This is a genomic window from Pseudomonas sp. EMN2 (assembly GCF_009650555.1).
Lineage (GTDB): Bacteria > Pseudomonadota > Gammaproteobacteria > Pseudomonadales > Pseudomonadaceae > Aquipseudomonas > Aquipseudomonas sichuanensis.
Genome location: NZ_VZZR01000058.1, coordinates 1 through 12,550, shown reverse-complemented (window position 1 = coordinate 12,550; position 12,550 = coordinate 1). Strand labels below are relative to the sequence as shown.

15 protein-coding genes are annotated in these 12,550 nt (G+C 66.2%); 7 read left to right on the top strand and 8 right to left on the bottom strand.

The annotated features are described in order from the left end of the window. Window positions 1–63: 63 nt before the first annotated feature. On the bottom strand, window positions 64–756 hold the full coding sequence (locus F6X61_RS18180) for a bifunctional 2-polyprenyl-6-hydroxyphenol methylase/3-demethylubiquinol 3-O-methyltransferase UbiG (RefSeq protein ID WP_153787779.1): 693 nt from the start codon (window positions 754–756) through the stop codon (window positions 64–66). Window positions 757–861: 105 nt separating this feature from the next. Between F6X61_RS18180 and F6X61_RS18175 the strand changes: the two genes are divergently transcribed. From F6X61_RS18175 to F6X61_RS18165, 3 genes are all read left to right on the top strand, one after another. Next, window positions 862–1,614 carry a class I SAM-dependent methyltransferase gene (locus F6X61_RS18175; protein WP_153787778.1) on the top strand — a complete coding sequence of 251 codons (753 nt, stop codon included), beginning with the start codon at window positions 862–864 and terminating at the stop codon, window positions 1,612–1,614. Window positions 1,615–1,783: 169 nt separating this feature from the next. After that, window positions 1,784–2,758, top strand: a complete 975-nt coding sequence (locus tag F6X61_RS18170) for a quinone oxidoreductase (protein WP_153787777.1) — start codon at window positions 1,784–1,786, stop codon at window positions 2,756–2,758. An 18-nt stretch (window positions 2,759–2,776) separates the two neighbouring features. Further along, window positions 2,777–3,697, top strand: a complete 921-nt coding sequence (locus F6X61_RS18165) for a LysR family transcriptional regulator (protein ID WP_153787776.1) — start codon at window positions 2,777–2,779, stop codon at window positions 3,695–3,697. A gap of 129 nt (window positions 3,698–3,826) precedes the next feature. Here F6X61_RS18165 and F6X61_RS18160 read toward each other — a convergent pair whose 3' ends face one another. Together F6X61_RS18160 and F6X61_RS18155 are read right to left on the bottom strand one after the other, a co-directional pair. After that, a complete protein-coding gene (locus F6X61_RS18160) occupies window positions 3,827–4,156 on the bottom strand; it encodes a hypothetical protein (RefSeq protein WP_153787775.1) in 330 nt (109 codons plus the stop codon). 74 nt (window positions 4,157–4,230) lie between these two features. Continuing rightward, complete coding sequence (locus F6X61_RS18155) at window positions 4,231–4,881, bottom strand: DUF998 domain-containing protein (RefSeq protein WP_153787774.1); 651 nt, start codon at window positions 4,879–4,881, stop codon at window positions 4,231–4,233. A 191-nt stretch (window positions 4,882–5,072) separates the two neighbouring features. On the opposite strand from F6X61_RS18155, the gene F6X61_RS18150 reads away from it, so the two are divergent. Then, entirely contained in the window at window positions 5,073–5,822 is a 750-nt protein-coding gene (locus F6X61_RS18150) for a FadR/GntR family transcriptional regulator (protein WP_153787773.1), read from the top strand. A 140-nt stretch (window positions 5,823–5,962) separates the two neighbouring features. Further along, on the top strand, window positions 5,963–6,850 hold the full coding sequence (locus F6X61_RS18145) for a pirin family protein (protein WP_153787772.1): 888 nt from the start codon (window positions 5,963–5,965) through the stop codon (window positions 6,848–6,850). A 60-nt stretch (window positions 6,851–6,910) separates the two neighbouring features. Here the strand turns inward: F6X61_RS18145 and F6X61_RS18140 are convergent, their stop codons facing one another. The 4 genes from F6X61_RS18140 to F6X61_RS18125 form a co-directional block, all read right to left on the bottom strand. Then, on the bottom strand, window positions 6,911–7,399 hold the full coding sequence (locus F6X61_RS18140) for a DoxX family protein (RefSeq protein ID WP_153787771.1): 489 nt from the start codon (window positions 7,397–7,399) through the stop codon (window positions 6,911–6,913). A 17-nt stretch (window positions 7,400–7,416) separates the two neighbouring features. Continuing rightward, complete coding sequence (locus F6X61_RS18135; RefSeq protein ID WP_153787770.1) at window positions 7,417–8,028, bottom strand: ferric reductase-like transmembrane domain-containing protein; 612 nt, start codon at window positions 8,026–8,028, stop codon at window positions 7,417–7,419. Between the two features lie 244 nt (window positions 8,029–8,272). Beyond that, window positions 8,273–9,559: a HAMP domain-containing sensor histidine kinase gene (locus F6X61_RS18130; RefSeq protein ID WP_153787769.1), complete on the bottom strand. Its 1,287-nt coding sequence runs from the start codon at window positions 9,557–9,559 to the stop codon at window positions 8,273–8,275. After that, window positions 9,556–10,296: a response regulator gene (locus F6X61_RS18125; RefSeq protein WP_110994426.1), complete on the bottom strand. Its 741-nt coding sequence runs from the start codon at window positions 10,294–10,296 to the stop codon at window positions 9,556–9,558. Before F6X61_RS18125 ends, F6X61_RS18130 begins: the two co-directional genes overlap by 4 nt. 219 nt (window positions 10,297–10,515) lie before the next feature. Here F6X61_RS18125 and F6X61_RS18120 point away from each other — a divergent pair, with 219 nt between their 5' ends. Both F6X61_RS18120 and F6X61_RS18115 read left to right on the top strand, forming a co-directional pair. Next, entirely contained in the window at window positions 10,516–10,791 is a 276-nt protein-coding gene (locus F6X61_RS18120; protein ID WP_153787768.1) for a DUF2790 domain-containing protein, read from the top strand. 28 nt (window positions 10,792–10,819) lie between these two features. Continuing rightward, a complete protein-coding gene (locus F6X61_RS18115) occupies window positions 10,820–11,335 on the top strand; it encodes a thioredoxin family protein (protein ID WP_153787794.1) in 516 nt (171 codons plus the stop codon). A 4-nt stretch (window positions 11,336–11,339) separates the two neighbouring features. Here F6X61_RS18115 and F6X61_RS18110 read toward each other — a convergent pair whose 3' ends face one another. After that, entirely contained in the window at window positions 11,340–12,350 is a 1,011-nt protein-coding gene (locus tag F6X61_RS18110) for a GlxA family transcriptional regulator (RefSeq protein ID WP_153787767.1), read from the bottom strand. Between the last annotated feature and the right edge of the window lie 200 nt (window positions 12,351–12,550).

Here is a 12,550-nt window from a genome sequence, read left to right as displayed (position 1 = left end):
CCGCGAACACGGGCGCAGCCCGTGCCATCCGGCGCGGTTCCTGCATCGTGGCTGAAGCCACTCCTACACGGCACTGAGTTCAGGCTCACCGACGTGCTGCGCCACCAGCAACAACGATTGTGGCAGCGCGCTCTGCGGATGCTGCGGCTCGTGCAGTTCCAGCAGCCTGAACCCGGCCATTTCCAGTGCCTTCAACCAACTGGCCAGGGTGCGGAAATACCAAGGCATCGGCTGCCAATCGCCGCTGAACCCGGCGAATGATTCTTCGCGCCAGCCATCCTGGTAGTTTCCGGCGGCCGCTGTCCACGGGTGCAGGGTCTGGATCACCAGCGTTCCCCGGGCCTCCAGCAGCCCGCCCAGTGCGTGCAGCAGAGGAATGATGTCCTGGTGCAGCAACGCGAAGTTGGCGCAGATCAGCGAGTACTCGCAGCCAATATCCACCGTTCCTGCGGCCAACTGCTCATAACTGGCCAGGTGCACCTTGGCCGCCCCCGTCGCCTGTGCAGCCGCTACCAGCGTTGCATCGCCATCCACCCCGACCGCCTCGACACCCCGCGTGGCCAGCGCCCGCAACAGCCAGCCTTCACCACAGCCAAGATCGAGCACGCGCTGCGGCTGGCGGCCGAGCACGGCGAGCAGGATGGCCTGGTCGGTGACCTGGCGGCGGGACTCGATAGCACCGCTGCGCACGGCCTCGATCCAGGCCTGGGCGTTTTGCTGCCAGCTGTGCAGCAGCGGATCTTGTGGGGCTGGCATGGAACAGTTCCAGTGGACGTGGGTGGCACAAGGATAGGCCAGATCCGCCTTGTGCCAGGGGGCCGTTGCTCGGCACACTGGCACGTCCTCGCTAAGGAGCATGGCATGGTACTTGCGAAAGCGGATTTCACCACGCGGTTGTTGCTCGACGCCGGACTAGGTCCTGGCATGCGTGTGCTGGATGTCGGTTGCGGCAGCGGCGAGGTGAGCCTGCTGCTGGCCCGTCTGGTGGATGGCGATGGCGCGGTGGTGGGCGTTGACCAGGCCGCCGGTGCGCTGGAGAGCGCCCGGCAACGCGAGGTGCCAAGAGATGCTGCGCAACCTGAGTTCATCGAGGCCGACCTGCACGCGTTGCCTGCCTCCCTGGGGTTGTTCGACGCCATCGTCGGGCGCCGGGTGCTGATGTACCAGCCGGATCCGCTCAAGGCCGTGCGGGGGCTGGCCCGGCACTTGCTGCCGGGTGGCGTGATGGTGTTCCAGGAGCACGACGCCAGCCTGACGCCGGCCAGCCGCGAACCTTTCCCGTTGCACCGCAAGGCCCAGCAGTGGCTGCAGCGCATGCTCGAGCTAGAGGGCGCCGACCTGCACATCGGCTTCAACCTGCACCGCATCTTCAGCCAGGCCGGGCTTGCGGTGGAGGACCTGCGCGCCGAATGCCTGGTGCAGACGCCCGACAGCCGCTACGCCTTGGCCGATATCGTTCGCGCCTGTCTGCCGCGGATTATCGAACAGGGCGTGGCCAGCGCTCGACAGGTAGGCATCGAAACCCTGCAGTCACGGCTCGATGCCGAGCGCCAGGCCAGTACGGGCATCTATATCGGCGACATGCTGTATGGCGTGGTGGCGCGCAAGCGCTGATCGCCCGGCCGTGGTCAGCTCCACCAGCGAAGCCAGGCCCAAGCGCCGCGGTTTTTATTCGGGTGATTACTGTTTCTGGTGCATGAATCATCTGCACCAGGCCTGATTGTTCGATCTGTTGCAGCGCTCTAGCCTGAGCCTGACTTTGCAATCACCCAAGGAAACGAACATGGCCAAGCGAATAGTCCTGCAGCAGACCGGCGGCACAGAAGTCCTGCACCTGCAGGACCTGCCGGTACAACAACCCGGCCCCGGCGAGGTATGGCTGGAACAGGCCGCTATCGGGGTCAACCCGCTGGACGTGCTGCAGCGCAAGGGGGGAGCGCCGTTGCCGCTGCCCTGTGGCTTGGGCCTGGAGGGCGCCGGACGGGTGGCCGCAGTAGGCGCAGGCGTGAGCAACGTGAAGGTGGGCGACCCTGTGGGTTATGCCACCGGGCCGCTTGGCGGTTACGCCAGCGCACGCCTGTACCCGGCCGAGCGGCTGGTGAAGCTGCCGGCGGGCCTGAGTGCAGAGCAGGCCGCCGCCACCCTGTTCAAGGGCATCACCGCCCAATACCTGCTGACCAGCACCTACCCGGTCGGCCCTGGGACGCGGGTACTGATCTATGGCGCCGCCGGAGCGCTCGGCCAGTTGATGGTGCCTTGGGCCAAGCACCTGGGGGCGACCGTCATCGGTGTGGTGTCGCGGCCACAGAGCGTGGCCCGGGCCAAGGCCGCAGGGTGTGACCAGGTGCTGCAGTTCAACGCCGCCACCCTGGCCGCCGAGGTGCGCGAGCTGACCGCCGGGGAGGGCGTGGATGTGGTCTACGACAGCGTCGGGCGCCTTTCGCTCGACGCTTCGCTGGACAGCCTGCGCCCACGCGGCCTGCTGGTGTCGTTCGGCGGCAGTTCCGGCGCGCCGGCAGCCATCGAGGTCGCCACGCTCAACGCCAAGGGCTCGCTGTTCGTCACCCGGCCGTCACTGGCTGCCCACACCCGCACCGTCGAGGAGTACCAGGCCCGCGCGGCAAGCGTGCTGGCAGCGCTTGGCGCGGGTATCATCCAGCCGCGGATCTGGCGCCGCTACCCGTTGGCCGATGTGGCCAGGGCCCATGAAGACCTGGAGCAGGGCCGGTCGGAGGGGGCGCTGATCCTTACTCCCTGATCACGGATGAGCCTTGCCATGGACCCCTTCGACAGCCGTCGCGCCGACGAACTCGCCACCTTGCTGGCCCTGCACGAACAGGGTTCGTTCGCCGCCGCCGGGCGCCAGCTGGAGCGCCACCCTTCGGTGCTGTCCCGGCGCCTGGGGGCGCTGGAGCAGCGCCTGGGCATCCGCCTGGTGGAGCGCACCACCCGCCAGCTGCGCTTCACCGACGAAGGCCAGCGCCTGGTGGAGCGCCTGCGCCATGCCAGCCGGTTGATCGACGAGGCCGAGCAGGAGGCTGCACTGGGCGCCGCGCAGGTACGCGGTCGCCTGCGCCTGGCGCTGCCGGCGGCCATGGGCCGGCGCTGGCTGAGCGGCCTGCTGGCGGACTTCGTGCTGGCCCACCCGCAGGTCACGATCGACGCCGAGTACGCCGACCGTTTCGTCGACCTGGTGGGCGAGGGGTTCGATGCCGCCATCCGGATAGGCGAGCTGGCCGACAACCGCCTGGTGGCCAGCAAGCTGTGCGAGCACCTGCGCATCCTCTGCGCCGCACCGGGCTACCTGGCACGGCATGGCACGCCGCAGTTGCCGGCCGACCTGGCCAGCCACAACTGCCTGGGCTTCAGTGGGTTGCGTTCGTTCCCCGAGTGGCATCTCACCGCCAAGGGCCGCCAGGCGAGCGTCAAGGTCACTGGCAGCCTGCGCGGCAACGACAACGAAGCGCTGCTGGAGGCGGCGCGGCGGGGTGTGGGGATTCTCGCCGGTGGCGACTGGTTGATGGTCGAGGACCTGCAGGCCGGTCGGCTGGTGCGGATACTGCCGGAGTGGCAACTGGATGTGGCCGCGGGGATCTACCTGGTGCGGCCTTCGGCGCGGCTGAACACGGCGGTGATGCAGGCGTTCAAGGCCTGGCTCGAAGTCTGTTTCAAGGATGGCGCGCCATGGCGACATTGATCTCGAAATCAAATCATGTATTGGCTGTAATTTATTGATTTTAAATGATTTATCCGGATAGGCACTGAGTGGGGCAAATCCGGATAAGTCACTTTCAGATAATTTTCTAAATTATTGATTTATAAACATTTATCGCTTGGCAAGCGCATGCTGAGCACACTGCTCATAGTAGGTCTGTTTGATCGCCGCCGGCTTGAGTCGCGAGCGGCTGTTGTAAGTCTGCTCGGTGATGCCGAAGGCGGTCATGCGCATCCAGGGTTTGGCGAACTTGCGGGCCTGCAGCTTCTTGCGCGTGGCGTACAAGGTGACCCCGGAAAGCTTGGCCTGCTGGGCCTCGGCGGCGATCTGCGCGCCCCAGCCGCATACCTGGCGATCGTTCTGGCTCAGTGCCCGGGCCTGGGCGCCGAAGGTGGCGACGGCCAACAGGCAGCCGGCTACGCTTGCTAGAAATACCCGCATGTTGCTGTCCTAAGCGTCTGAAGGAAAACGGAGTTTGCCCGTACTTCAAACGCCTGGGGGCCAGCAATTTGCCGTCAGGCGATGGCCATGCGCAGTGGGTTGTGGCGGCTGGGTCGCAGCGACACCAGGGCCAGGGCCGCCAGCCACAAAAGCGAAACCCCGTAGTTCAGGCGCTGATACAGGCCGAACAGTTGCCCGCTGTCGGCTGCCCGCGCCATCAGCAGCACCGTGACCACCGCCAGCACGGCGCACAGCAACGACCACCAGGCCAGGCCGCGCGATCGGGCCAGGCGCTGGCCGAGGCCGATCCACAGCACGCAGGCCAGGGTCAGGGAGAGGAACATCAGCAACCCGCTGAGGTTGTGCAGTTGCTGCGACAGTGAAGGTGTCACCGGCGCACAGCCGGCATCACAGGCAAACCAACCGGTGCCCAGGCTGCCCACGCCATGCAGCAGGATCAGCAGCGCGCTCAGCTGCGCCAGCCTGGATTGTCGCCAACGTCGCGCCAGGCCCCCGGCGAACAGGGCGAACAGCAATGCCAGGGGGAAGTTGTTGATCCATGGCGAGAGCGTGTGAGTAGGGGCGTCCACCGCGCCGAGCTGGCTCATGGCCTGTTGCAGGTGGCTGTAGCCGGGGTAGGCCTGGGCGGTCAGCGCGACCCCGATCAGCAACCAGAACGGGATCAGCAGGCCGCTGGCGAGCAACAGGCGATCGAATGTCTTCATGCAGGTTCCTTCCTTGGTAGGCATGGTCAAACGCGCAGCCTAGCGCCCTGGCAGGGCATTTCGCCAGCATTCGATAACGTCGCGTCGCCTGCCAGTGGCCGACGAAAGGTGAAATCCCCAGCGCACGTATGTGATCGTACAACTGCTTGCGCTATCATCACGCCTGTCTTTCACAACAAGATGTACAGGGCATGACAGAGCAGCAGGTACAGCCGCGCACCCGGCGCAAGCCGCGCAGTCTCGCGCAGGAACTGGTCACGGTGCTGACCGAGCGCATTCGCAACGGCCAGCTCAAACCCGGCGACAAGCTCCCCACCGAATCGCAGATCATGGTCGAGGAGGGCGTCAGCCGGACCGTGGTGCGTGAAGCCATCTCGCGGCTGCAGGCCGCCGGCCAGGTCGAGACACGCCATGGCATCGGCACCTTCGTCCTGGACGTACCGACCGCCGGCGGTTTTCGTATCGACCCGGCCACCGTTGTCACCCTGCGCGAAGTGCTGGCGGTGCTGGAGCTGCGTATCGCCCTTGAGATCGAGTCGGCCGGGCTTGCCGCCCAGCGGCGCAGCGACGAGCAGCTGGCTGGCATGCGCGCCGCACTCGACGAGCTCAACGAAGGGGCGGCCCACGCCTCGGACGCGGTCTCGGCGGATTTCCAGTTTCACCTGCGCATCGCCCAGGCCAGCGGCAATCACTACTTCGCCGATATCATCAACCACCTGGGCACCAGCATCATCCCGCGCACCCGCCTCAACTCCGCGCGCCTGGCCCATGACGACCAGGCCCACTACATGGGCCGGCTGATGCACGAGCACGAAGCCATCTACGAGGCCATTGCCCGGCACGACAGCGAAGGCGCGAAAATGGCCATGCGTCTGCACCTGAGCAACAGCCGCGAGCGCTTGCGCCAGGCCCATGAGCAGGCCGAGGCGCAGGGGGCCTGACACCTCGGCCGGCTGCACCGGCCCGTTCGCCGGTGCAGTCGGATTGTTCTATGCATGGAACGATCCATGCCAATTTGGCTGTCTAGCGCACGATTAACCTCATCTGTAACGTGGTGCCCATCCACGAGAGGAGGTTTCTCATGAAGAAGATTCAAGGCATCCACCGCAGCCCCCATGCCCACTGGGTGGGTGACGGTTTCCCGGTGCGCAGCCTGTTTACCTACGACCATCTGGCCCGGTATATCAGCCCGTTCTTGCTGCTGGACTACGCCGGCCCTCACGACTTTGCCCCCACCAGCGCCCGCCGTGGCGTCGGCCAGCACCCGCACCGCGGTTTCGAGACGGTGACCATCGTTTATCAGGGCGAACTGGAACACCGTGACTCCACTGGCGCCGGTGGCCTGATCGGCCCGGGTGACGTGCAGTGGATGACCGCCGCGGGCGGCATCATTCACGAGGAGTTCCACTCGCCGGCCTTTGCCAAGCGTGGCGGCACCCTGGAGATGGTGCAGTTGTGGGTCAACCTGCCGGCCAAGGACAAACGCGCCGCCGCCGGCTACCAGACCCTGCTGGCCAGCGACATCCCGGTGGTGTCGCTGGAGGGCGAGGCGGGCAGTCTACGGGTGATCGCCGGCCGCTACCTCGAACACCAGGGCCCGGCCCGCACCTTTACCGACATGGATGTGTGGGACCTGCGCCTGAAGGCCGGTGCCAGCCTGCAGTTGCCGGTTGCCAGCGGGCGCAACGCGGCGCTGGTGGTGCTGCGCGGCACGCTGCGGGTCAACGGCGAGCGCGAGGCCGGCCCGGCCAGCCTGGTGCTGTTCGAGCGTGACAGTGAGGGGCTGCGTATCGACGCGCTGGAGGACGTCAGCGTGCTGCTGCTCAGCGGCGAGCCGATCGACGAGCCGATCGTAGGTTACGGCCCGTTCGTGATGAACAGCCAGGCGGAGATCGCAGAGTCGTTCGACGATTACCAGGCCGGGCGCTTCGGCCAGATGGGCGGGGTTGAAGCCGGTCCCGCGCACTGACCTGGGCCGTGTAAAAAAGCAGGGCCCACGCTCACCGAGCGTGGGCCCTTTTTTGTGGGTTCAGGCCCGACGCCACAGCCAGTGATCCAGGCTCAGACGCCCCGAACCTTTGAGCAGCAATGGCAGCAGCGCCACCAGGTAGATCAGCGGTAGCTTGAAGTTGCCATGCCCCTGGTCGCTGATCGCATAGCCCTGGGCCAGCTCCGCAAGGCTTGACCACTCGGCCGGCCAATGCACGGCGGCAATTGCCACCAGCGTCACCACCGCCAGCACCGCGCTGGCCAGTCGCGTGCCCAGGCCCAACAGCAGAAGCAGCGGGCAAAGCAGCTCGGCCCACATCGACAACTGCCAGTTCAGGCCCGCCGGCAGCAGGTCGAAGGGGAACGGAAAGCTCCCTTGCAAGTCGGCGAACCAGTTGGCTCCGTTGAATTTCTCCAGCCCCGATTCGAAGAACTCCCAGGCCAGGAATAGCCGAAGCGGCAAGTCGGCGCCCCAGTTGCCGATACGGTCGAGGGCGGTAAACGGGCGGGTCAGGGTGTGCGTCAGCATGGCAGGACTCCTTGGGATCAGTGGGACGTGACTGGGCGGCGCAGTTGCAGGGCAGCCTTGGCGATGAGCTTGAGGGTGATGGCTGCGAACATCAGGGCGAAGGCCAGCGGGTACCAGCCTCCGAGAGGAATGCGCTTGTAGAACGACAGGCAGAACACCGCTGCCAGCACCCAGGTCCCTGTACTGTGCAGGCCCTTCCACTGGCGCGGGCCGAGCAGGCGAGCGGGCGTTTTGAACGAGGTGATGCCGAGCAGCAGGATGCACAGGTAACCCAGCGAGCCCGGCAGGTTGGCCAGCGCCGTGCGCCCGGCCCAGAACAGTTCGGGGAAGCGTTGGGCATAGAGGTAGATGAGGGCCCCGTGCACCGTGTGTGAAAACGCGAAGGCCAGGCCCAGGTAGCGCCTTTCACGCATCAGCTGGCGGCTTGTCGCGCCGGGCAGCAGGGTGACCAGCGACGAGGCGAGGAAGGCCAGCAGGAACAGCGCGAACGAACTGCGAGCGGTGGCGCGGATGGCACTGCGCAGGCCTTCGGCGCCCGCCGGGTAGGCGGCGAGTACGGCGGCGGTCATCAGCAGGGTCAGGGCGGCGAGGGCGGCAAACAGCTTCCAGCCGCTGGGCAAGGCTTTCATCGATGGGTTTCCCGGAGTGTGTGGCGACGGCGGGGTGCCGTCGCTCTGTTGTGGCCGGGAGTTTGCGGGGGTGGGGTATCTGCAGTGTGTCGGCGGGTTGGGGGTTGTGTATCGGTTTGTAGATCAGCTTTGCCTTGGCGGCCTCATCGCCGGCAAGCCGGCTCCCACAGGGTTGGTGCATGCCTTGGATTCATGCGGTCTTGGTGGGAGCTGGCTTGCCAGCGATGAGGCCAGCACAGGCCGCTCAGCGCAGCTCGATCTGCGCGCACAGCCCGCCTTCTGCGCGGTTGCGCAAGGTAAGGCTGCCGCCCATGGCCTGGGTCAGCTGATGGGCGATGGCCAGGCCCAGCCCGGTGCCGCCGGTACTGCGATTGCGCGACCCCTCGACCCGGTAGAACGGCTTGAGTACTTCATCGAGCTCCGCCTCAGGGATGCCCGGGCCGTGGTCAAGTACACGGATCAGCGTCACGCCGCCCTCATGGCCGACTTCAAGCTGGGCGGCACCGGCAAACTTCAGGGCGTTGTCCACCAGGTTGACCAGCACCCGGCGCAGGGCGTGGGGCCGTGCCTGCAGGGTGGCCTGGGTGCTGCCACGGCGCTCGACCCGGGCACCGCTGTCCTGGTAGTCGAACACCAGGCTGTCGAGGAAGGCATCCAGGTTGACCTTGCACGGCGCCTCGGTGCCGCTGTCCATGCTGCGGGCGTAGGCCACGCCTTCACGCACCAGATGCTCCATGGCGTCGAGGTCATGCCACAGCTTGTCTTTTTCCAGCCCGTCGTCCATCTGCTCGACCCGCAGTTTCATGCGGGTGATCGGGGTTTGCAGGTCGTGGGAGATCGCTGCAAGCAGTTGCATGCGTTCCTTGAGGTAGGCCGCGATTCGCGCCTGCAGGGCATTGAAGGCGACGGCGGCATAGCGCACCTCGCGCGGGCCGCTTTCGTCCAGCAGCGGGCCGGGGTGGTTCGGGTCGAGATTGTCCACCGCCTGCACCAGGCGGGTCAGCGGGCCGATGGCCAGGCGTACCGCCAGCCAGGTGCAGAGCAGCAGCACCAGCAGCTGGATCAGCAGCACCACTGGCAGCCAGGTGGCCACCGGCACCGGTGCCGGGGTCACGTCGATGGTCAATGGCGCGCCGTCGGCCAGGCGCAGGTGGGCCTGGAAGTGCGCGTTGGGGCCGGGGATCTCGAGGAAGGTCAACTGATAGCGATCACCGATGGCCTTGACGATCGACTCGGCGGCCATGGGCGCTTCGGCACTGGGCATGGCCTCGCCAGGCAGCCCGCCGTCGAGGCGGTAGCGGTAGGTGCGCCGCTCCAGGCGCGGCAGCCAGGCCGGGCGCTCGGCGGCGGGCAGGCGGTCGAGGATGGCCACCGAGGTGGACACGTCCAGCTCCAGGTTGCTGAGCATCATCGAGCGGCTGCTGACGTAGCGCTCATACGCCTGCAGACTGAACGACAGGCCGTAGGCCAGCACCAGCCCGGTGAAGAAGATCAGTGCCAGGCGCGAGGCGAGGGTACGCGGCCATTTCATGCCGGAGACTCCAGCAGTTGCACTGGCAGCGAGAACACATAGCCCTCGCTGCGCACGGTCTTGATGCAGGTGGGCTCGCGGGCGTCGTCGCCCAGGCGCTGGCGCAGGCGGCTGACCAGCAAATCGATGGAGCGGTCGAAGATGTCGGCCTCGCGGCCTTGAGTGAGGTTGAGCAGTTGTTCGCGGCTGAGCACCCGTTGCGGGTGGTCGAGAAATACCCGCAGCAGCCGGTATTCGGCGCCGGACAACGCCACCAGCGTCCCTTCGGCGTCCAGCAGGTGGCGCGAGGTTGTGTCCAGGCGCCATGGGCCGAAGGCGATCAGCCGGCTGCTTTCGCTGATGGTCAGGTTGGGCGGCAGCATGCGCGTGCGGCGCAGCACGGCGTTGATCCGTGCCAGCAGCTCGCGGGCGGAGAAGGGCTTGGTCAGGTAGTCGTCGGCGCCCATCTCCAGGCCGATGATGCGGTCGGTTTCATCGTTGCGCGCGGTCAGCATCAGCACCGGCGTGTTGCGGTGCTTGCCGGCACGCAGTTCGCGGCACAGCAGCAGGCCGTCGTCCCCGGGCATCATGATGTCGAGGACGATCAGGTCGACGGCGTTGTTCTCGAGGAAGGCGCGCATCTGCCGGCCATCGGCGACGATGCTGGTGCGCAGGCCGTTCTTCTTCAGGTAGTTGCCGACCAGTTCGCGGATCTCGCGGTCGTCGTCAACGACCAGGATGTGATCGACGTGTTCCATCTGGGGGTGTCCTTGTCTTGGGTGTGGGCGCAGTGTACCGAGCGCGTTCGGCCTTGCCTGCGGCGGTTTGTATTGCAGTGTATCTGGCGCGGCTGCAGATACAGGCGCAAGCACTTCAGTGCCTGGGCGGACACAAGCGCGATACCTGGCGGCGCTGAAATGGCTCTCGACCGGGGAGCAACACCTCCCCACCCAAGAAGCCGCACCAGGAGAGATGCCATGACCGTCAAGACTTTTACCAGCGCCGCCCTGTTCGCCATCCTTGGCCTGGGAGCCATCACCGCCCAGGCCAGCAGCACCTCGATGAACGACAGCAGCGTGATGCAGTATCGCTACGGGGACCACCTGGACATCAAGAAAGTCCTGTCGGTAAAAGATGACCAGCGCAGCGGCTGTGGCCTGGTCAACACCCGCATGGACTACATCGATTCCCACGGCAAACCGCAAAGCGTTGAATACCGTACTTACGCCACCAGCAGCTGCCATGACAACTGATCCGCGCGGTAAAGGGAGCAAAGGTCGCCTGCTCAAGGCTGGCGGCGTGGCCCTGGCCCTTGTCGGGCTGGGGCTGGCCGGCCACCTGCTGGCACGCGACGACTACGGCCCCATGCCGTCGCTGGCCGGTGCCGAACAGTGGCTCAACTCACCACCGCTGGGGGGACAACAGCTCAAGGGCAAGGTGGTGCTGGTGGATTTCTGGACCTACGACTGCATCAACTGCCGGCGCAGCCTGCCCCATGTCAACGACTGGGCGCGGCGCTATGCCGACCAGGGGCTGGTGGTGGTCGGGGTGCACACGCCGGAGTACGACTACGAGCACGATGTCGCCAGCCTGCGCGAGCAGGTCAAGCGCTTGGGTATCGGCTACCCGGTGGCGGTGGACAACGACTATCGGATCTGGAATGCCTGGGGTAACCAGTTCTGGCCGGCGCACTACTTTGTCGATCGCAAGGGGCAAGTGCGCCATGTGCATTTCGGTGAAGGCGACTACGACGGGCAGGAGCGGGTCATCAAGCAGCTGCTCGATGAGCGCAGCTAGTGAGTTACTCGCCCAAACGCTGTTCGCGTGACGGCGGGTACCCAAAATACGCCGCATAGCACTTGCTGAAGTGCGACACCGAGACAAAACCGCAGGCCACTGCCACTTCCATCACCGAAAGGTCGGAATATTGCAGCAAGCGCCGGCTCTTGGTGATGCGCAGCTCCATGTAGTAGCGCCGTGGCGAGGTACCGAGCTGGGCCTGGAACAGCCGGTCGATCTGCCGCCGCGAGCGCCCGGAGTAGGCGGCGAGCTGGTCGAGGCTCAGGGTTTCCTCGAGGTTGTTTTCCATCAGCTCGACGATGGTGCGCAGGTGCAGGCTCATGGACTTCTTCGCCCCGGGGCCGACCTGGCGATAGCGCGCGCCGGAGAACGACAGGATCTCTTCCACGCCCTCGGCCAGGGCATCGCCGTACAGCCGACGGACCAGGCCGAGCATCAGTTCCATGGCGCCGTTGGGGCTGGCGGCGGTGAGGCGGTCACGGTCGAGGGTGAAGCTGGCCGGGGTGATGCGGGTTTGCGGGCTGCATTCGCTGAGGCTGGCGCGCTGCTCGGGGTGGACGCTGCAACCGTAGTCATCGAGCACCCCGGCGCGGCCGAGGAACCAGGCACCGTTCCACAGCCCGCCCAGGGTCATGCCGTGGGCGGCGCAGTCGCCGAGCAGGCGGTCGAGGGTCGGGTATTTGAGCGGGGTGCGCAGGCCGCCGCAGATCACCAGCAGGTCGAGGTCGTGCAGGTCGGTCGGCTCCAGCGGGCTGGCCACCAGTTCCAGGCCCAGGTCGCTGAGCACCCGGTCACCGCCGGCCAGTGACAGGGGGGTGAAGGCAAAACTGTCGGCGCGCAGCAGGTTGGCGGTGACCAGCACGTCCATGGCCACGGTGAAGCTGGCCATGGAGAAGTGTTCGAGCAGGACGAAGTCGACCCGGTAGGGGCGTTGGGCGCTGCCTTCGCTGGTCTTGAGCCGCAGCATGTTGCTGGTGCTGGTTTTCTTGCTGAACTGGCGTGGCGTGGGCACTGCGGACTCCGTTTCCTGGCTGGCGGCAGTGAGTGTGCGGGGTGTGGCGGGTAAAGACAACGGGGGGCGCCGGGTGTGTGTCTTGGAAGGGTGGTTGGGCGGCCAGGTGTAAGGCGACAAGTTTGCAGCGCCTATGAGATCGAGCGCCGCCCGCGCGGCGCTTCGCGGGTAAACCCGCTCCCACAGTTTGTTTCGGGCCA